The following is a 20,290-nucleotide window of genomic DNA, read 5'->3' on the forward strand; positions in this document are numbered from 1 at the left end:
GTGGTCGCCCACGTCGTTGATGGGGGCGTCACCGGCAGCTACAGATACACCACGCTAACGGACGCAACCGCACACCTCAGCGTTCACACACGTTTGAAACTGACTCAGAGTTTTCAAAGATTCACCACTCTTTGGGAACGTTGGTGTTTAACCTGGGGTTAAAGGGTAAAAACGGATGCGGACGCATTCCTGCGCCATCCCTTTACTTCTTTAACCCCGAACGGCTCCAATTAGGGTGACACGCTAACCAGTGGGTGGAACGTCACCGGTCATGACGACCTTGCCTGCATCGAAGTCCCATGCGAACTCCGCATAAGTTTCGCCGCTATGTTCAGCGGTGGTCTCACCGGGTCGTCGCCAGTGGTACGTGACCGCAACGACGCTGTCACTCAGACGGTCAACAGATGGAGCGAACCCATAGGCGTCCTTCGTTGCCGTGCCAAGGTAGCGGCCATGATGGAAGAGCATGATGTGATAAGGAGATGAAGCCGTCCCGCCACGAACCGTTACCGCGATCGCAGACAAGGGTGCGCAATCGTCGTAACTGAAGGTGTTAGCGTGCTCAGTAGTCCACTCCCAGCCGGGTGTGGACTGAGCCACCTCCCCGATCCAACGACTCGCGGCCTGTTCTCCGGTAAGACCGGAGCACTGCTGTTCCTGGCCAGCATTGTCCTGCCCGTTGTTTTCCGACGCGCCACCCGTTGCACCGTTGGCACCAACGGTGGGGTTCGGCTCCACGGAGGAAGAAGGTGTGGACCGGTCGCTCTCCGCGGGGTTCGCGGAGCTGATCACTGACGAGGACTGAACGGTTGTTGGTTGCTCTTGGGAAGCGACCTGCCGGTCGCCATCGTCCTGCGAGCACGCCGTCAAACCAAGCATCGCTAAAGCGAGCGGCACAGAGGAGATGACCGCACTGGTGCGCCGGAAACCACCTGGGTGGTGTTTAGTAAGACTCATCAAGCATTCCTTCCGCTCTGGGCATCCCGCCTACCTACAAGTTAACGCAAGTTCCACTGCAATTTGTGAAATATTGCGGTGGCCACAGCCTTGAGAATCACCACGATCATTGTGACGAGAATCGTCGTTCGCTGATCCATCATTTGGGAGTAGGCCGAGCGCTTGCCCCACGCCCCTTCGCGCCTACGCAATGAGGATTCCCCAGCTTCAGATGTAAGGAGTTCCAGCAAAGAATAGAGCCACCCCAGGAACGTCTAACCCCAGCCAATGGCCCCCATCAGAGCACCGCTGCGAGAGCGGTGCTCAGGGATAGGGAATTTGGTGTACACGACATCACTATTGCCCCGCTTCCGCCTTGCGCTGTCTTCGGCGATGAGCCGGCAGTCTGTGGAGGATCACGAGTCACGACGCCGTGCATATCCACCGCGCTGTTACCCCCGCGCGCTAATCGTTTCACTTAACCCGCAAACTCTTCCGGCGAGCGAGAAAAACGAAACCCCCTCTACCGCAGTGGAGGGGGTGCCGTTGAAGAAATTGGTAGCGGGGGCAGGATTCGAACCTACGACCTCTGGGTTATGAGCCCAGCGAGCTACCGAGCTGCTCCACCCCGCGTCGGGTGATTTCTTCATTCACCGTTGCGCAACCTGATGTTTAACATCCGGCGTCGGCAACGGGATTAACTATAGGGGTTATCCCGTTGGCACGCCAAATCGCCAGGTCAACCCGAGTTTCTATCGCTGAGTGGAACGGTAGGACTCGACTGCCTTGTCCAGCTCATCAAGAGCCTTGCCGTACTCCTCAAACGAGCCGTTCTTGGCTCGATCCAGGTTATTCAGGGCGTCGTTAATTGCCTTGATCGCCTCGCCCTCCGAACCTGAACCGCCCGCAGGAGCAGAAGGCTGCGCATTCTTCTCGTCCTTCTTCTCGGCGTCCCCAGCGCTCGGGTCAGCTGATTCGCCCGGCAAGCTGGGCTCGCCCTTGATTTCTTGCGCGGCCTTGGGGTCAATGCCGACCTGCTCCAGAGCCTGGGCAATCGTCGGGGCGTATCCCACGCGTCCCTTGTACGAGACGAGCATGCGCAGCAGCTTCGGGAAGGCCGAGTCCTGGTTAGAGCGCTGCGAGTAGATCGGCTCCACATAGAGGATCTCTCCCCCGCCCACCGGCAGCGTGAGCAGGTTGCCGTACTTCAGGGTGTTGGTTCCCTCCCACAGGGTGCGGTCACGCGCTACTTGGTCGGACGACATCATGGCGTCCTGCGCCTGACGCGGACCCTGGGTCTGGGTGTTGGTGGGCAGCATGCGCACGGTCATCTTGCCGTAGGAGTCCGGATCGGAGCTCACTGCCAGGTGCGCTGCCAAGTACTCGCGCTGCAGGCCACGGTAGGGCGTAATCAGCTGGAAGTTCGGCTGCTCGGGGCTTCCCGGCTCAGCAGCAACCACGTAGTACGGCGGCTGGGCAAGGTTCTGACCCTCTCCCCCTGCAGTTGGGTCACCCGGGACGGACCAGAAAGCATCATTGCTGAAGAACACGCCGGGATCATCCACGTGGTAGCGCGCCAGCAGTGCTCGCTGCACCTTGAACATGTCCATTGGGTAGCGCAGGTGATCGCGCAGCTCGTCAGAAATCTCCGACTCCGGGTGCACCGTTCCCGGGAACACACCCATCCAGGCGTCCAGCACGGGGTCTTCAGTGTCGAACTCGTAGAGATCAACGGAGCCGTCGTAGGCGTCCACGGTGGCCTTGACGGAGTTGCGAATGTAACCCACACGATCATTGACCAGGCGCTGGTCCGTGCCCTCCGGGTTCAGGGCGTCCTGGGTCGTATCCCTCAGCGAGGTCTGCTCTGAATACGGCAGCTTGCTCAGGGTGGTGTAGCCATCCACGATCCACTTGATACGACCGTCGATAACCGCGGGATAGGTCTCCGAATCCGTGGTCAGCCAGGGAGCGACCTTCTCCACGCGCTCGCGCGGGTCGCGGTCGTACAGAATCTTGGAATTTCCCCCAACGCGATCAGACAGCAGGAGCTTCATCTCGCGGTACTTGGCGGCGTAGGCAGCACGAGTGATCCAGTTGCCGATCTCCACGCCGCCTTCGCCGTCGTAGGTGAACTGGGAGGTATCCGTGTCATACTCCACAGCACCCTGGCCGTTGTCACCGACGATGGCGTAATCAGCTCCATCGGGAGCCGAAGCAATCACGGGTCCGTAGTACACACGCGGCTGGTCCACCTTGATACCCAGCTTTTCGGCGTTCTCGCTCTCCTGCGCTGCTTTGTTGGTCTGTAGGTCAGAAACGGTAAACACCGGGAAGCCACCGCGGGTAGAGCCAGCTTCCTGGGGAGCCTCGTCCACCGTGTTGGCGCGGGCTGCCACAAAGCCATTGCCATGGGTGTACACGGTGTGACGGTTGATCCAGTCCAGCTGGTTCTCGCGCAGCGAGTTCGGGTCGAGCTCGCGCGCGGCCACCACAAAGTCGCGCATCTGCCCGTCGACCTCATAGCGGTCCATCTGCAGCGTGTCCGGGAAACCGTAGAAGTTACGCAGCTGCTGCATCTGGGTGAAGGTCGGCGCCAGGATGTCCGGATCAAGCAGGCGGATATTCGAGATGGTCTGCTCGTCGGCGGCCACCTTCTCGTCGCTGACCGAGCCCTCGCCCCAGTTGTCCAGGTAGGTCACATCCTCGTCAGTAATGCCGTAGGCAAAACGAGTCGCCTCGATGTTGCGCTCGATGTATTCGGCTTCCTTGGCCTGCGCATTAGGACGCACGGAAAACTGCTCCACAATCATCGGCCACACCGTGCCCACCATGACGGCGGACAACAGCATGAGCACCACCCCAAGGGCGGGAATGCGCAGGTCGCGGTACACGATCGAGGCAAAGAACGCCGCTGCCACGACCACAGCAATCACCATGAGAATGATGCGGGCCGGCAGAACTGCATTGATGTCGGTGTACCCACCGCCGGTGAAGATCCCCTGCTTGGCAAAAAGGACGTCGTAACGCCCCAAGAAATACCCCGCAGCCTGCACGAGCATCCACAGCCCAGCCAACACTCCAAGCTGCACGCGCGCCGGAACGGAAATATGGCCACTCACACCAGCGGTGCGGCTGCCGATGCGCACTCCACCCAGCAGGTAGTGCGTAATCAAGTTGGCCAGGAAAGAGACGATGAGCACCAGCCCCAGCAAGCCCACCAGCACCTGGATCACGGGGAGAGTGAAGGCGTAGAAACCGAGGTCGTGCCCGAACTGCGGATCGGTCACGCCGAAGCTGCCACCGTTGATAGCCAACAGCACCGAGCGCCAGGCGTTTTGGGCAAAGAAGCCCACGATCAGACCGACGATCACCGGGCCGATCTTCAGCAGCGAGCGGACGGTGCCCTCGATCTGCTGGCGATATACCCCAATGGGGGAATTGGCGTCAGCCGCTTGGGCATCGAAGGCCGCGATGTCCTTCGGGCGGGACTTCCATGCGGCATAACCAGCAAGAAAGACCGCCAGCCCAGAGAGCAGACCAGCGCCGATAAACAACGCGATGCGGGTGAGATAGGTGGTGGTAAAGACGCCGCGGAAGTCGAGGTTTCCAAACCACAGCCAGTCGGTGTAGATCCCCACCAACAGCGGAATAACGACGAAGAGTATGGACAGAATGCCCATGATCCAGCCGAGCGCGCGAGGCGGCTGGCCGGAACGGGCGGGACGAGACGAGGCAGGGGCCGACAAGAGCTGCAGACTCCATTTCTAAGTACAGAAGGTGTGGTGCCTTTTCCGGCACGTCATCCCCTACTCTAGGGAACACTGACCATCGACCAAAAGGATGTTTAAGGCAATGCTTTACGACGAGCCCACTCAGCAAGCGTTGAACTCTGCCATGCGAGAGGCTGTCGACTTCATTCACGCCGAAGGCTGGGACAACCCGCCGACCCTATTCGCGCTGGTGCCGACGGACCTTCTGGGCGATCACATCGATCTGACCGACGAGTCTGCCTCGCCGCTGTCCCTGGTAGTCCAGGACTCCTTGCCCGAGAATCTCCCGGCCGGCAGCGAGGAACTCGTTGATTATTGCGCCCGAGCCGCGTGGCCAGAGCAGGTCGCCGGAGTGATCCTGGCGCAAGAGATCATGTTCCGCGACCAGTCGGAAGGGCCGAATGCCCCGGCGCGCGAGGCCCGGCTGTATTCGGGCGTTCTGCGCGACTCCGATATTCACCTCACCATCCTGCAGCTGCGCCCGACTGAGGCAGAACTGGCCGAGCGTGGCCCGTTCGCCGAGGACGAGCCTGAGCTGCGCGGCGGCCCATCCGTGGCCCCGGGAGTGATTGAGGCCCTGCGGGCGGGCCTTGAGCGAGATCCCGACGAGCTGGCCTAAGCTGAAAAGACTGTGACACCACTGCCCCGCCGATAACAGGAGCACGATCCTTCACCGTGAATGTTGAGCATCGCCCCCACACCCCGCGTCGATTCCTGGGGATCGCAGCCGTTGGCCTAAGTACCGCACTAGCGTTGAGCGCCTGCTCGGGTTCCGGCGAGCAGCCTGCTGCTCCCGATTCGGCGGCTCCTGCGGCGTCGGAAAGCGTAGTCCCCAGCACCGAGGCGACCCCTACCACCACCGCGAAGTCCACCGAGCACAGCACGAGCGCTGCCGCGGACAAGGGCGTGGCCAAGGTGAAGAAGCGCTTCGGTTCCATTGCCCCGGACTCCCTGTGGGAGCAGTTTGATACCTGTGACTCCACCGGCCTGGACAACGCCTATGAGTGCTCGGGCCCAGCCGTGGGCCAATTCCAGCTCTTCGACTCCAAGTCCAAGGCGGCCTCCACCACCCAGGTACTGGAGGAGCTGCGCAGCTCCACCGTCCTGGAAGACAACGGCCGCTACATCGTGGGGTGGTCCACCTTGGGAACCAGCGCGGTGATCACGGTCGTGGATAACGAGGAAGGGCTGGTCATGCAGCAGCTGGTTTCCTCGGACATCGTGGATCCAGAGGAGCACATCAAGAAGCTCGGCCTGACTCTCCCGCCGGGAGATGAGAAGGGCGAGAAGGCTGCGGATCAGGCCGAGCCGAAGGAGATCTCAGAGGAACAGAAACCCGCTCACTAGCAGCGATTAACTGCAGCGCGGGAAGTCCTTTCCGCTGCTAAAGGCCTCCATCGCGTGGATGGAGTCATCGAGAGTTTCCACAGACGCAATCGCCATATCACCATGATTGCCCGCCAGTGCCTCCTGGCAGTTCGCCTTGGGTGCGAGGAAGAGCTCCGCTCCCTCACCGTGCGCGGCGGTCACCTTGTGCTGAATGCCCCCGATGGGGCCGATCTCACCGTTTTCGCTGATCGTCCCGGTGCCGGCGACGTTGTGCCCACCGTTGAGCTCGCCGGGAGAAAGCTTGTCGATCACCGCGAGCGAAAACATCATGCCCGCCGAAGGACCACCAACGTCTTGCAGGTTGTACTCCACGCTTACGCCGTCTGCGGGCGTGGAAATCATGAGAATGCCCAGCATGGGCACCGACTTATTCTTCGGGCTTTCCGCCAGCTCAAGCTCGACCGTGCGGTCGGTTTCGCCTCGGCGAATGCCCAGAGCCACCGAGTCGCCTGGCTTCTTGGCACGCACCAGCTCCTGCACCTGGCCCGGTGTGGATACCGGCTGGGCGTCCACCGAGGTGATCACATCCTCGGGGGCGAGCACACCCTGGGCAGGCGAGTCTTCCACTAGCTCCGCCACGGTCACCTTAACCGGGCGGCCCAAATGGTTCAGGGCCGCGATCGTTGCCGCGGATTCGGATCGGGTGAAGGCGGCTTTGTTCTGCTCCTCGATGTCCTCGGGCGAATGGTTCGGCGGGATCACTTGCTCGATGGGCACGATGGTGTCATCGGTGGTGGCCCACCTGGCCAATGCCTGGGCCAGGGTCATCTGCGTGCGCACGGAGACCGTGGTCATATTCAGCTCACCGCTGGTCTGGTCTACCTGAGTGCCATCGATAGACACCACGGGCTGACCATCGACTTCGGAGAGGGTGTCAAAGACCGGCCCCGGCCCCTCGGCCGCATAGGGCACGGTCAGAGAGATGTCGGTGAAGGGAATCTTTGGCACGGTGGCTAGCACGGTCAGGGCAACGACGGGGATGGCGCCGAAGGCGAGCGTCGATAGGCGCGGGGAACCCAACGCCCGGCTGGCAGTAGCAGACTCTTCGTTCTTCGGGTCAGTCACGCCGAAAGACACTACCCGTGTTCGCTCTCAGCGTTGTCCTCGACGTGGCGGGCGGTGGGGGTGGCTCCTGTAGATTGGTCGACATGAGTAACGGATTCGGTTTCTCCTCCTCCGACGGTTCTGACGACGACCGCAACGGCGAGAACGGCCGCGACGGAAATCAGAACCAGAACCCGTTTGGCATGTTTGGCTTCGGGTTCAACCCCGGCAACGGCAACTCCGCCGGTGGTGGCGGAGGCCTAGGCGACATCCTGAACCAGTTCGGGCAGATGCTCTCTGGCATGGGTTCATCGATGAACAGCAACGGCGGGGAATCGGTCAACTACGACTTGGCTAACCGGATCGCCCAGCAGCAGATCGGCAAGACCGAGGCTGTAAGCAGCAAGGATCGCGCCGCCGTCGAAGAGTCCGTGCGTCTGGCCCAGCTGTGGATCGACGACGCCACCACCCTCCCGGCTACCTCGGGACGCTCCGCAGCCTGGAACGCCACCGACTGGCTGGAAAACACCCTGCCGAAGTGGAAGCGCATGGTCTCCCCGGTTGCCGAGCAGATGAATGAAGCCCAGTTCGAGGCCCTGCCCGGCGAGGCCCGCGAGATGATGGGCCCCATGAGCCAGATGATGCGTCAGATGGGCAGCATGAACACCGGTATGCAGCTGGGCCACGCCCTGGGCGATCTGGCCAAGCAGTCCCTGACCGGCTCGGACTTCGGCCTGCCGATCGCCCCCGATGACACCATCGCTTTGCTGCCGGCCAACGTGCAGGCGGTCGCCCGCGAGCTCAACATCCCTGGCCAGGAGGTCATGGTCTACGTGGCCACCCGCGAGGCCGCTCGCCAGCGCCTGTTCACGCACGTTCCGTGGTTGGTTGAGCGCCTGGTCTCCTCTGTGGAGGAATACGCCAACGGCTTGGTCATCGACACCTCGCACATCGAGGAAGCCACGCGCGAGCTCAACCTGGAGTCCGGCGATCCGCAGGCCATCCAGGACGCGATTTCCCGCCTGCAGGGCCAGGACCTCTCCCCACGCATCACCTCGCGCAACCAGGTTGCCGTGACTCGCTTGGAGACGCTCCTGGCGCTCATCGAGGGCTGGGCCGAGTTTGTTGCCACCGAGGCTCTCGGCGAGCGCATCCCCTCTGCCTCCAAGCTCACCGAGGCGTGGCGCCGTCGCCGCGCCACCGGCGGCAGCGCAGAGACTGCGTTCTCCCAGGTGGTGGGCATCGAGTTCAATGCGCCCAAGGTTGCCGACGCCGTGGAGCTCTGGCGCCGCGCCACCGTTGCGGTGGGCATCGAGCGTCGCGACGCCGTGTGGGATCACCCGGATTTCCTGCCGACCGCGGAGCACCTCGACGCACCGGCAGACTTCATCGACGGGCTTCTCGACGACTCTTCTACCGATGGGTTTGATGAGGAGTTTGCCAAGCTCGAGGAGATGCTGCGCCGCGAGGACGAGAACCCGAAGAGCGACGAGGAGCGCAGCAAGGACGACGGCTCCCAGGACGGCACCGAGCTCTAACCCAGCCGGGCGCTACCCAAGCTGGCTGAGCGCCTCCAGGTACCCCTTGGCGCGCTCGGCCTTGGGCGCACGGTCCGCCCACTGCCAGAATTCCCGCGAGTGGTTGGGCACAAACGTGTGCACCAGCTCGTGGATGAGCACCGCGTCCACCACGTATTCGGGAGCTCCTTGGAGGCGGGAGCTAAGGCGAATATCCCCGGTCGAGGTGGTGCATGATCCCCATCGGGTGTGCTGGTTATCCACCCAACGCACCGAACCGATCCTCGCCTGGGAGTCCAGGTAGCGCTGGTTCAGCTCGTGGGCTCGCGTGAGCAACTGCGCATCGCTGCGGGGAGCTCTCCGGCGCTGCAGCTTAGCTACCAGCGAGTCCACTGCCTTCTTTTCAGCCCGCGGGCTCATCCCCGCAGGCACGCGCACCTCGATTCCCTGCGGTGTGCGCCTGGCTTGCACAGTCTTCTTGCGCCGCGTCGAGCGCACAATTGTGACTTCCGAGGGAACCGATGACGGGGTCATAGCAGTCAATACTAAGTATGGACCCCTCTTTCGCGATCAAGCTGCGCCCTGGAGCGCAGATTCTCACCCGTGGCCGCACAGCGGTGCAATGCGGCCTGGATGCCTCGCGTGCCGGAATCATCGAGTGTTCTCGTCCCTCGGTGGTCGCGCGCGCCTTGCGCACAGCGCATCGCCCCACCGATTGTCGAGCACTAAGCCAGCGCCTTGTGCAGGCAGGTCTTGATGTCACCACCGCCGAGCAGATCGTCGAGGACTTGGTTTCGCACGGAATTCTTCGCCCTGCCCGACGCGCGAGTGTGGCCGTGGTCGGTTCCACTGCCCTGGCCGAAGCGATACGCGAGCTGTGCGCCCAGACGGGATTTGTGGTGCGCCGGCCCTTGGGCAGCGAACCAACCTGGGATTTCCTGCGAGGTCTAAGTCCCTCCACGCCGGCGGTTCTGGTGGATCAATGGGGAAGCAACATCGAGACCAGAGCCATGGCGGTACGAACACACCCGAACACGGTAACCGCGGCCGCGCTGGACCATCGCGGACTGGTCGGGCCCGTGCGCCTGGATGGCCGGGGAGCCTGTCCGATGTGCGTCGAGCTGACCTGGGTGCGCAACGATCCCCTGTTTCACCTCATGGCCAGGGAACTCGAGCAGCCAGATCAGGATCCGCTAGCTATCTCTGCCACCGCGGCCACAGCCACTGCGGTGGTCGGCGCGCTGGTGGAGGCGCGCTCGACCCCGGAGGTCGGGACCTGTTGGGTCATCGACCCTTATGATCCGGTTGCGGCCCACCGCTTCGTGCTGCCGCCCCACCCCGGCTGTCCGATCTGTTTTGCCGCCCGGGTTGCTTGAGGCTGTGGTGTGTTAGCGGTGCAGGTGCAGGGCGCCGAGTAGGTCTGCGCCGTAACGCTCCACCTTGATCGGGCCAATGCCGCTGATGCTCAGCAACTCCGCCTCGTTCTCGGGCAGGGTTTCAGCCACCGCCATCAGCGTGGCATCGCTAAAGACCATGTAGGCAGGAATCCCCTCTTCCTTGGCGATTCCCGCTCGCCAGGAACGCAAGGACTCAAAGACCTCCTGCTCCGCACCGGGTGGGCAGGACTCGTGGCGCCCCAGGACCTTCTCGGCTGGGGAGGAAAGCGGCGTGTCGCACACCTTGCAGCGCTTGGGGCGACCAGTGGCCTTCGTGGACTTCGGGGCATCCAGCTCCGGGGCGATCCCGTCGAGGAAGCGGGTGCGACTACGCGTGGCCCGCCCGCCTTCCTGTCGAGCCAGCGACCACGAGCACACGAGGTGCTCACGAGCACGCGTGACGCCCACATAGAAGAGCCGGCGTTCCTCCTCGATCTGGGCGTCCCCTGCCTTGATGGCGTGCGAAATGGGCAACGTGTTTTCCACCAGCCCAACCAGGAACACTGCGTCCCATTCCAGGCCCTTGGCTGCGTGCAGGCTGGCCAGGGTCACCGATTGCAGTGTCGGGGGCTGCTTGGCCTCTGCACGCTGGCGCAGGTTGGCTATCACTCCCGGCAGATCGATTCCGGGTTTGCTCTGGGCGATTTCGGTGACCAGGTCAACGAAGGCGCGCAGGGATTGCCAGCGCTCCCGGGCTTGGGCGCCTTCCGGCTCTGTGGTGGTCAACCCCAGCGGTGCCAATGCCGCCTTGGTGATGGCTACCGGATCCGGCGGGAGGTCGTCCCGTCGGCTCGCCTTAGTGAGTTCTGCCAGGGCGTCCCGGATCTCCGGGCGATGGAAAAAGCCCTCCCCGCCACGCACCTGGTAGCTGATTCCCGCGTCGGCGAGCGCCTGCTCAAACGCCTGCGATTGGGCATTGATGCGGTACAACACCGCAATCTCACTGGCCGGGACCCCTTTATTCAGCAGCGAGAGAATCTCCCCAGCCACCTCTCGGGCTTCCGTCGGCTCGTCTGGGAAAGAACGGAAAGTCGGCTCCGGCCCGGCCGGGCGCATGCCGGTGAGCTCAAGGCGTGTGCCCGCCACCCGCCCGGTGGCCTTGGAGATTACTGTGTTGGCCAGCTGTGTGACCTGCGGCGTGGATCGGTAGTCGCGCTGCAGCTTGACCACGGTCGCGTTCTCGTAGGTGCGTGAAAACCCCAGCAAATAATCCGGGGTCGCACCGGTAAACGAGTAAATGGTCTGGTTCGCATCACCCACCACGGTCAGGTCGTCGCGCTCCCCCAGCCACGCCTCGAGCACGCGTTGCTGCAGCGGGGTGATGTCCTGGTACTCGTCGACAACAAAGCTGCGGTATTGCTGGCGAAACTCCTCCGCCACCCCGGGGGCGTTCTCCAAGGCCCCAGCCACGTGCAAGAGGAGGTCATCAAAATCGAGCAGCATCCCCTCTGGCGTGGTCTTGGCCTGCTCGTAGCGTCGATACACCTCGGCGACCTTGGCAGCATCGGCCGGCGGAGTTCGACGATGCTTATCGACGCTTCCTGCATACCCATCAGCTGTGATCAACGACGCCTTCGCCCACTCGATCTCGCCCAGCAGGTCACGCACGCTGTCCTTGGTGGTGGGCAGGCCGACTGAGCGGGCAGCTCGTCCCACTAAGGGGAACTTGTTGTCGATCAAGCGCCACGGCAGATCGCCTGCCACCTGGGGCCAGAAGTATCGCAGTTGGCGCAGGGCCGCGGCGTGAAAGGTGCGCGCCTGCACGGCACCGATTCCCATGCGGGTTAAACGGTCCCGCATCTCCCCCGCAGCTCGTGAGGTAAAGGTCACGGCGAGCACGCGGTGCTGTCCCACAAATCCGTTGTCGATCAGGTGGGCGATCCGGTAAGTGATCGTGCGCGTCTTACCTGTTCCAGCGCCCGCCAGGATGCACACCGGGCCGCGCGGGGCGGTTGCCGCGACGCGTTGGTCCTCATCGAGTTGAGACAGATCGATCATCTACAGCTGCCTTCCCGTCTCCTCGTAGTACACCTGCCCCAACATGGCCCTGGCAATCGAGCCCGGCCCGGCCAGCTGGATCTCGCTGAGTTCGGCCGGTCTGACCCACCGCGTCTCTGCCAACTCTCCATCCGGTTCGCTTATCGGATGCTCATCCTGGGTCACCGCGCTGAATCCGACCATGAGAGATTCTCCGATCGGCCAAGGCTGGCTCCCCCAGTATTGCGGGGTGCTGATCCTTCTTCCGGTTTCCTCTTTCACCTCGCGGATGAACGCTTCCTCGAGGTTTTCCCCGGCATCCACGTATCCCGCCACCAGCGAAAAGTAGGAGCGGTGTCGCCCGCGGGCCAGCAGCAGCTTTCCGGTATCGGCAAGCCACACCAGCCCGATCACCGCGGGATCAACGCGCGGGAAGATCTTGCCGCTTGCTCCCCCGCTAGCCACGATGCCCGCGTCGTCGAAAAGCACTGGCGTGCCATCCAGTGGATCGAAGCGCAGCTTTTGGCGATGGGACAACAACGCCAAAGCGCGGGCTACCCGACGATCTGAAATGAGCGTCCTACCAGCACTGAACCTAACTCCGGAATTGGCGTAGGCGGCTTCCTCGTCGGCGGTTAGTTGCACGGCGGTGAGATCGTCGGAAATTTTGACGAGCCGCTCGACTGCGAAGCCATCGTCCACGCGCAGGGCATGACCATGCTCGTCGACGGCGACCTCGAGCGATTGCGTGACTAGGAAGGTGGACACGAAGAGCTAGTCCCTTACCTTTTCTGGTCGCTCGCCGGCGGTACGGCGAATGTAGAGCAGGCGGTCACCCGGCTCGACGGTTTCCGCCTCCGGAGAATCAATGCGGTACAGCTCCCCGGAGCGCACAATGCCCAAGACAATGTCTGCCAGGTGTCGAGGGTTGGCCCCAACCTCGTCCTCGGCAACCGGGCGGTCGGCAACCGCGAGTCCCTCATCAGGGCTGAGAAGGTCCTCCATCATCGCCACCACCGTGGGGGTGACAGTAGCCAGGCCGAGCAGGCGGCCGGCCGTTTCGGAAGAGATCACCACAGAGTCCGCACCCGATTGCTCCAACAGGTGTTGGTTCTCGGACTCGCGTACCGACGCCACGATCATGGCCTTCGGGGCGATCTCGCGCACGGAGAGCGTGACCAGCACAGCGGTGTCATCGGAGCTGGGCGCCACCACCACGCTCCGCGCACGCGGGGCACCGGCGATCTTAAGCACGTCGGCCTTGGTTCCCGAGCCGTGCACCGTGACTAGGCCTAGCCGCTCAGCGCGGGACAGGGCCGCCTTGTCGGTATCGACCACCACGATGTTGCTGGCGGGCATGCCGTCCGCCATGAGGGCGGAGACGGCAGAGCGGCCCTTGGTGCCAAAGCCGATGACGACGGTGTGGTTACGCACGAGTTTTCTCCATCGTTGAATCTGCAGAGTCTTGCGGGAGTTCTCCGTCAGCACCGACAGGGTGGTGCCGACCAGGAGGATAAGGAAGGCGATACGGGCCGGGGTGACGATAAGGATATTGACCAGGCGCGCGCCTTGGGTCACAGGGGTAATGTCGCCATACCCCGTCGTCGAGAGCGACACCGCTGAGTAATACAGGGCGTCAACAAACGTCAACGGCTCGCTATAACCGCCCCGGTCAAAGTAGGCCAGCAAGGTGATGGCGATGAGTAGGACGAAGGCGTAAAGAAACCGCCGTCCGATCAGCGCCCAAGGGCTCGCCGCAACGGCTCCCGGGATGTTGATCACGCTCAGCAGAGCGTGATCCGGCAGCTCGTTGAGCTCCACATCTCCTTGGAAGCGTGGGCGAAACGGTTTGCTCATGCGTGGGGCCTTCCTCAACCTCTCTGGCACGCGGACATTTTCTGCCTGGCTACCTTAGTCCTCAGTGAACTCACCAGCTGCTTCCTGCAGTAGGTGGGCAAGGTCCTGACCACTCGGCAGGTTTCGTGGAGCCAGCGTCGTACCGCTGCCGACGTAATAGAACGCGGCGTGCACAGGTTGATCGGAATCAATGATTCGCCGCCACGCCTCGGCGTACACCGCCAGCTGGATCTCGGCGGAGCGCAGCTGCTGGCCCGTGGGAACATGGCCAGTCTTCCAGTCCACGACGGTCCACGTTCCATCGGAGTCCTGGAAGATCGCGTCCATGCGGCCACGCACCATGGTCTCCCCGATGGAAACTTCGAAGGGATGCTCCACGTAGGTGGGAGTGCGCTGAGCCCACTCGCTAGCTAGGAAGGCCTCCTTCAGCTCTTCTAGCTGAGCGGCATCGACGGCAGGCTCGTCGATTCCAGGCAGCTCGGTGTCGTCGAGAAGCGATTGCGCCCCGAAGCGATCCTCGAGCCACTGGTGGAAGGCCGTTCCGCGCTTGGCATAAAGGTTGGGCTTAAAGGGGACGGGTCGACGCTGACGGCGCGCGAACTGGAGCGGGTCGCGCTTGATGGCAACCAGGTCGGTGGCCGTTAGCTCCTGCGGCAGCTCGACGTCGACGACCGGAGACTGGGACGCCTCATGCTCTTGGATGAGTGCCGTTGTTTCTCGCTCGAGGATGTCGAACATCTCGCCGCTGGTGTGAGCCGGAAGGTCGCCCATGGCTTCACGAACGAGCCGTGCACCTGCACGAATGTTCTCATCAACGGGCAAGTTTGGGAAGGTCCCGGTGACGGGATCGGGAGGTGTCTTCTGTTGGTCATCCGCTGGCTCAAAGCGAGACACAACAGACTCGGGGAATGCATCCATGAGCTTGGCAAACGGCGTGTACGCCTCCTTTTCCGACGCAGTGATACTGAGCCACTGCTCGGTTCGGGTCATGGCCACATAGAACAGGCGAGCATTTTCCTCCGCTGCGGCTGCTCGGTCAGCGTCCTTGATCTGCTTTCCCAGGTCCAACATTTCTTTGCGGTCCCCGAGCTCGCCATACTGCTCTGCATCCTGGGCAGGAGGTACCTTGTGCACCATTGTGAGATGAGTTTCCCCCTGCGCGCGGTAAGTCCTACTGTCTGCATGGAGCACCGCCACAGCGTGCCACTCCAGTCCCTTGGCCTTATGCCCCGTGAGTATCTGCACACGGTCGCCCTTGAGTTTTACCTCGCCCTGTTCGAGGCCTTTCTCGTGCTCCTGCGCAATCGCCAGATAATCCAGTAGTGCGGGGAGCGTATCGACGTTCGAGCTTTCCACCTGGTCAAGGAAGGCGTCGATATGCACAGCCGCGTGAGTGTTTCGCCCAGGCCGCGACATGACCTCAGTGCGCACGCCGAAGACCTTGTCGATCTCGGCAAAAATATCCACCACGTCATTACTCAGACTGTGCGTGCGCAGATAGCGCAGGCACTGGCCAAGTCGCTCCAAGCGGGCAACTGCCTCTGGCGAGTAGCGTTCCCGCTCGCCCAGGTCAGCTACCGCATCCGTGAAACCAGCCACGGATTCGGGGGCCTGATCCACGGCCTCGGCTAGCTGATTATTCATCCGCTCTTGAGGGTCCAGCGGCAGCTCCGTACGCTCCTTGATGCCGTTTAAGTTCTTCACCCGATCTGCCAATGCCTGCACGTCTGCCACACCGAGTCCTACCAATGGTCCGGTCAGTATTCGCAGAGCCGCGGCATCGTCGTGCGGGCGCACCAGCATCGTGGCCAGGGCAACGAGATCGGCGACCTCTGGAACGTTGAGCAGTCCGCCTAACCCCACGATTTCGTGCGGAATGTCTCGCTCGGCAAAGGCTTGGGCAATGGCAGCGCTGTCTTTGTTCTTGCGTACCAAGACCGCACCGGTAAACACCTCGCCGGAGTCGCGCACTCGGTGATATTCCTGTGCCATGGCATCAGCCACCCAGGAAATTTCTTCCTCCCGGGTTTCGAACGTTCCCAGGCTGACTACGCCATTTCCCGCCCCCGGGCGAGGCTCAAGTTCGGCCACCGGGCGGGTGTTCTGGCTCGTACGTCCCTCTGGGAAAAACACATCCTCCGAGACTCCATTGGCCATCGAGAGCACCTGGCTGGGGTTGCGCCACGACGTAGTGAGTTCACGCTTGGGGGCGGGCACTATGTCTTCTTCTCCCCCAGCCGACACGGGGAAGTCCTCTCCGAATTGCGCCAGGTTTTCCACCGTCGCACCGCGCCAGCGATAGATAGCTTGCATGGGATCGCCCACTGCGGTCACCGTGAGCGATTCGTCCACGACACCCCGGCCATCAGGAGTGCCGAACAAGTGAGAAAGCAGAATTCGCTGGGAGTGCGAGGTGTCCTGGTATTCGTCCAACATGACCACTCGGAACCGACGACGCTGCGACGCTGCCACCTCCGGTTGGTCGCGAACCAAGCGTGCTGCCACCGACATGCGCTCGTTGTGCGTGACCACGGATCGGCGCACCAATTCGGCCTTAAAGCGCTTGACCAGCTCCAACATGTCGATGCGCTGGGTGGCGGTGGCAATCCACGCCTGGAGATCTTTGGTTAGACCGTCCCCTCTCTGCTTCGGTCCCTTGGGAAGGTCCTCGATAGTGGTGATGAGCTCCTGGCTACGTGCCAGCGCCTCATCGAGAGTGATGAGGTCGTTGTCCAGGTTTGTCACCAGATCGAGGAGGTGAGCCACCACCGTCTGCGAAGAGTGCGAGGTACGCAGAGTTCCCCGATAATCCATCACCACGTCGTGGGCAATGGTGTACAGCTCGCCTTCGGTAATTAGCCGAGCGCCGGGCTCAACCGGAACGAGAAGGCCGTACTCCCTAATCAAGTTGCCTGCGTAGGAGTCATAGGTGGCCACGGTGGGAGGCAAAGTGACCAAATCATCAGCCAGCCTGCCGGAGGGATCAAGATCCTTGATCTTTGGGCTGGCAGCCAAGGCCTGGAACTGCCCACGAATGCGCCGGCCTAATTCCTGCGCGGCCTTGCGCGTAAAGGTCAACCCCAGCACCTGGTCGGGAGTGGCGTACCCATTAGCGACGAGCCACAGCACGCGAGAGGCCATGGTTTCCGTTTTGCCTGCACCTGCACCGGCAACGACGAGCATGGGGCCCGGTTCAGCCTGCGTCACTGCAGCCTGCTGCTCAGTGGGTGCGCGACCTGGACCATGAACGATGTGAGACAGGATGGTGGGGGAAATTTCAGCCATGGGTAATCGCCTGTCCTTCCGGTTGGATCGGGCATAGGGAATGAATCGGACAGTGGTCACACTGCGGGCCAGTCACCGCCGTAAGCCGTGGCCCCTTCATAGACTCGACCAACCCGGGCAGCAATTGGGCAAAAGCCTCATTGTCCTCTGCAGTCTGCGGAGCCTGCGGCAAAATCGGGACCTTGACGTTGGCGCTCGCCGGGTAGACCAGGTTGGCCCCGCCTACCTCCATAGGTTCGTCGTCCTGAACAGCTGTACGGACTCCAGTCCCATCGAAAACGCCACGGCTCAAGGCCAACTGGTATGCACGTAGCTGCACATGCTCGCTGGCTTCCTTCTTGGTCGGAGGAGTCTTTCCGGTTTTCAAATCGATGATGTGATAGTTCGCCTGGTCATCTATCTCCAACCGGTCAATGCGCCCAGCGATGCTTACGCCAGGGGTGACGTCGACGTGGACGTCCACCTCGGGCTCGACGAGGGTGAATGTCGACCGAGAATTCTCTACCCACTCGGCGGTCCGTTGCAAGAGCCGCTCGAAGGCCCCAGCGTCTTCCTTCAGGCGCCATTCGGGATCATTTTGGACGGATCGGTACGCATCCATGGTGCACAGTCGAGCGTATTCCTCGTCCACTCCGCGGCCTAGGGCCTCCAAGTAAATGTGTGCGAGCGTTCCGCGAATCATGTGCAGCGGTTTCTCGGTGTCTTCCACCATGCGCCCGACCACCGCGTTAAGGGGGCAGGCCATAAGCGCCTCAATGCGAGAAGGCGATAGACGACCGTTAGCAAACAATTGCTCCTCAGTCGTCGGCTCTGTCATCGACCACCACTGCTCTGGGTCAGCCCCGGGCACTCCCGCCTGTGCTAGTCGAGCAAGCTGGCGGGCGGCCTGCGTGCGCTCGTCCTCCCGCGCGTCTGGATCACACACAGTTCGGCGCAAAAGCGCAACCAGAGAGGAAGCAGAGAGCAAACGCACCGGCGAGACGGAACTGTCTTCGCCGGGCTGGTAAGTCGCTTCATCAACTCGCTCGGTAGTTACCAGTTGCACCGGTAGATTCCAGGTTTTCGCAAGCTCGTCGATAAGCCGAGACTGCTCGATCGGTTCAGCTGCTTCGAGGTTGTTGGCCGAGGTCACCGTGACAAAGTCACAGGCACGGCTAGTGGCAACGTGAAGCAGACGCCGCTCCTCCTGCAAGCGAGCTGCCGCGTGAGACACGGGCACGGAAGGATCGATGCCACGGTCGACAAGATCCAACAGGTTCTCCTGCCCGAACAGCGAGCCCGTCTCTCCCAGAGTTGGCCACACGCCCTCGTACACTCCGGCCACGACGACGGCGGAAAACTCTCGCCCGACCGCAGCGTGCGCAGTCAACAAGTTCACGGCTTGGGGGCGTTGCGCACGGCGATCGCGCACTCCGGTGGGCAGTTCCTGGGCCGCGATATGGTCCACAAAACTCGTGATGCTGGCGGTGCCGGGGTGCCGCTCGACGAAGTCTCCTGCGGAGTCGAAAAGCGCCATGACGGCATCTAGATCCCGATCAGCCTGGGATCCGGTCGGCCCACCACGCAGCGCGGCGGCCATCAGGGAATCTGCTCGAGAGGTGGCGTTCCACACCTCCCAGAGCACCTCCTCCAGACTTCCGCCGCTGCGCAAGCTTGCTCGACCGGCGTCGAGGACGAGGCGGATCCTTACCAGGATGTTCTGTTCGGCCTCCGTGAGCACCTCGCTGAGGTCCGGAAGATCAGCCGAGGACGACAGCAACATCAACAGGGTGTCCATGCCGCGCATGCTGGGGTCAAGCCTTCGCAGGCCGCGAATGAGGCGACGCAGCGTCACGGGATCGGCTCCGCCAATAGGGCCCACGATGAGGGTTTCCCACTCTCTCGGGCTCAGCGTGTGCTCCAGCGCCCGTAGCCCCAGGAGGAGGGAGGAAACAAGATGGTGTTCTGCCAGGACAATGTCCGTGGGGTCCGAGGCAACGGGCACGCCAGCGCTCAGCAGCGCTCGACGCATTGCGGCCAATTGGGAGGTCGACCGAACAATCACCGCCATGTCGGAGTAATCGATCCCTCCTTCCAGATGGTGCCGGCGAATGCGGTCAGCCACCGCTGCACCCTCGGCCGTGGCGCTGTCGGCCACGAGGATCTCTCGCTCTGGGCAGCGTTTCGATGCGCCGAGAGATACATCGCAGCCTGGGTCTGCCTCGAACTCATCGAAGAATGCTGTGGTGGCACCGCGGAAGTGGAACACGGACTGGCTGCGGTCGCCCCCGATGATGGTGAGCCCGGATGACTCCCCGGGCAGAATTCGATTGATGAGTTGACCGGCCTGCGGATCCAGGTGGTGGGCATCATCCACAAGAACCGTATGCCACGCGCGCTCGATCTCAGTCTCCAGCGCGAGAGTAGTCAGCTCGCTCGCCGAGTAGTTGTGGGTACCGGTCAGCGCCATGGCCTGCTCGTATTCCCCCAGGAAGTCTCCGGCAGCAACCCACAGTTGATTCCCGTGCTGGCGCCCGAGATCCATGAGGTCCTGTGGTCCGAGTCCGCGCTCCACCGCACGCAGCAAGAGATCGCGCAGCTGGCGAGCGAAGCCCACATACGTAAGCGCCTCTCGCACATTGTCCGGCCACAAGCCTCGGCCGTCCTCCGCATGACCCGCCAGGAGCGTGCGGATTACCCCGTCTTGCTCAGCTCCGGAGATCAGACGAATGTCTGTCTCCTGCGCCTGGCGCACCAAGGCGAAGGCAAGCGAATGCACGCTGCGCACCAGCGGGGCGCTAGAGACATAGCGGCCACGGGCGAGCAACCGCTCGTGCAACTGTCGGCGAACCCGGGACCCGCTTTCCTTCGACGGGGTAATAAAAATCAACCCGTTGGGATCCGCACCACCAGCGATTCGTTCTACCGCTGCTTCCACTAGAAAGGAGCTCACTCCAGAGCCCGCATCACCGGTGATTCTCCACCGTCCCGCCGCGGGTATATCGAGGTCAAAATCGTGCGGCCGATCATCTAAAGAGCGGTTAACTAATCGCACACGGGGGTTGGGCGGCGGGGTGGGCTGAGGAAGGAGCGTCATGCC

Annotated in this window: 13 protein-coding genes and 1 tRNA gene; 4 read left to right on the top strand and 10 right to left on the bottom strand. The window is 62.4% G+C overall.

Translation table 11 applies throughout. From position 1 onward, the window contains the following. Window positions 1–243: 243 nt before the first annotated feature. The 3 genes from FHE74_RS10760 to FHE74_RS04100 form a co-directional block, all read right to left on the bottom strand. Window positions 244–957, bottom strand: coding sequence for an LppP/LprE family lipoprotein (locus FHE74_RS10760; protein WP_246049180.1), 714 nt, complete (start codon window positions 955–957; stop codon window positions 244–246). Window positions 958–1,492: 535 nt separating this feature from the next. Continuing rightward, window positions 1,493–1,569 (bottom strand) — tRNA-Met (locus FHE74_RS04095). A 119-nt stretch (window positions 1,570–1,688) separates the two neighbouring features. After that, window positions 1,689–4,682, bottom strand: coding sequence for a UPF0182 family protein (locus tag FHE74_RS04100; RefSeq protein WP_281279392.1), 2,994 nt, complete (start codon window positions 4,680–4,682; stop codon window positions 1,689–1,691). Between the two features lie 106 nt (window positions 4,683–4,788). Between FHE74_RS04100 and FHE74_RS04105 the strand changes: the two genes are divergently transcribed. Both FHE74_RS04105 and FHE74_RS04110 read left to right on the top strand, forming a co-directional pair. After that, on the top strand, window positions 4,789–5,325 hold the full coding sequence (locus tag FHE74_RS04105) for a PPA1309 family protein (RefSeq protein ID WP_139465235.1): 537 nt from the start codon (window positions 4,789–4,791) through the stop codon (window positions 5,323–5,325). A 56-nt stretch (window positions 5,326–5,381) separates the two neighbouring features. Next, window positions 5,382–6,053, top strand: a complete 672-nt coding sequence (locus tag FHE74_RS04110) for a hypothetical protein (protein WP_246049181.1) — start codon at window positions 5,382–5,384, stop codon at window positions 6,051–6,053. A gap of 6 nt (window positions 6,054–6,059) precedes the next feature. Here the strand turns inward: FHE74_RS04110 and FHE74_RS04115 are convergent, their stop codons facing one another. Continuing rightward, entirely contained in the window at window positions 6,060–7,160 is a 1,101-nt protein-coding gene (locus tag FHE74_RS04115) for a YlbL family protein (protein WP_246049182.1), read from the bottom strand. An 83-nt stretch (window positions 7,161–7,243) separates the two neighbouring features. On the opposite strand from FHE74_RS04115, the gene FHE74_RS04120 reads away from it, so the two are divergent. Then, the gene (locus FHE74_RS04120) at window positions 7,244–8,677 is read left to right on the top strand and encodes a zinc-dependent metalloprotease (protein ID WP_139465236.1); all 1,434 of its coding nucleotides are present in this window, start codon (window positions 7,244–7,246) and stop codon (window positions 8,675–8,677) included. 12 nt (window positions 8,678–8,689) lie between these two features. On the opposite strand, the gene FHE74_RS04125 is transcribed toward FHE74_RS04120, so the two are convergent. After that, complete coding sequence (locus FHE74_RS04125; RefSeq protein WP_139465237.1) at window positions 8,690–9,190, bottom strand: M48 metallopeptidase family protein; 501 nt, start codon at window positions 9,188–9,190, stop codon at window positions 8,690–8,692. 17 nt (window positions 9,191–9,207) lie between these two features. Between FHE74_RS04125 and FHE74_RS04130 the strand changes: the two genes are divergently transcribed. Next, a complete protein-coding gene (locus FHE74_RS04130) occupies window positions 9,208–10,032 on the top strand; it encodes a hypothetical protein (protein ID WP_139465238.1) in 825 nt (274 codons plus the stop codon). A gap of 12 nt (window positions 10,033–10,044) precedes the next feature. Here the strand turns inward: FHE74_RS04130 and FHE74_RS04135 are convergent, their stop codons facing one another. From FHE74_RS04135 to FHE74_RS04155, 5 genes are read right to left on the bottom strand one after another with little or no spacing between them, the layout of a single operon-like run. Beyond that, window positions 10,045–12,090 carry an ATP-dependent helicase gene (locus tag FHE74_RS04135; RefSeq protein WP_139465239.1) on the bottom strand — a complete coding sequence of 682 codons (2,046 nt, stop codon included), beginning with the start codon at window positions 12,088–12,090 and terminating at the stop codon, window positions 10,045–10,047. Next, complete coding sequence (locus FHE74_RS04140; protein ID WP_139465240.1) at window positions 12,091–12,837, bottom strand: NAD(+) diphosphatase; 747 nt, start codon at window positions 12,835–12,837, stop codon at window positions 12,091–12,093. It abuts the gene before it with no gap. Window positions 12,838–12,843: 6 nt separating this feature from the next. Further along, a complete protein-coding gene (locus FHE74_RS04145; protein WP_139465241.1) occupies window positions 12,844–13,926 on the bottom strand; it encodes a potassium channel family protein in 1,083 nt (360 codons plus the stop codon). Window positions 13,927–13,980: 54 nt separating this feature from the next. Beyond that, a complete protein-coding gene (locus FHE74_RS04150; protein ID WP_139465242.1) occupies window positions 13,981–17,211 on the bottom strand; it encodes an ATP-dependent helicase in 3,231 nt (1,076 codons plus the stop codon). Continuing rightward, complete coding sequence (locus tag FHE74_RS04155) at window positions 17,204–20,287, bottom strand: ATP-dependent DNA helicase (RefSeq protein ID WP_139465243.1); 3,084 nt, start codon at window positions 20,285–20,287, stop codon at window positions 17,204–17,206. Before FHE74_RS04155 ends, FHE74_RS04150 begins: the two co-directional genes overlap by 8 nt. Window positions 20,288–20,290: the final 3 nt, after the last annotated feature.

Source organism: Corynebacterium tapiri, from assembly GCF_006334925.1.
In the GTDB taxonomy this organism is placed as follows: Bacteria; Actinomycetota; Actinomycetes; order Mycobacteriales; family Mycobacteriaceae; genus Corynebacterium; species Corynebacterium tapiri.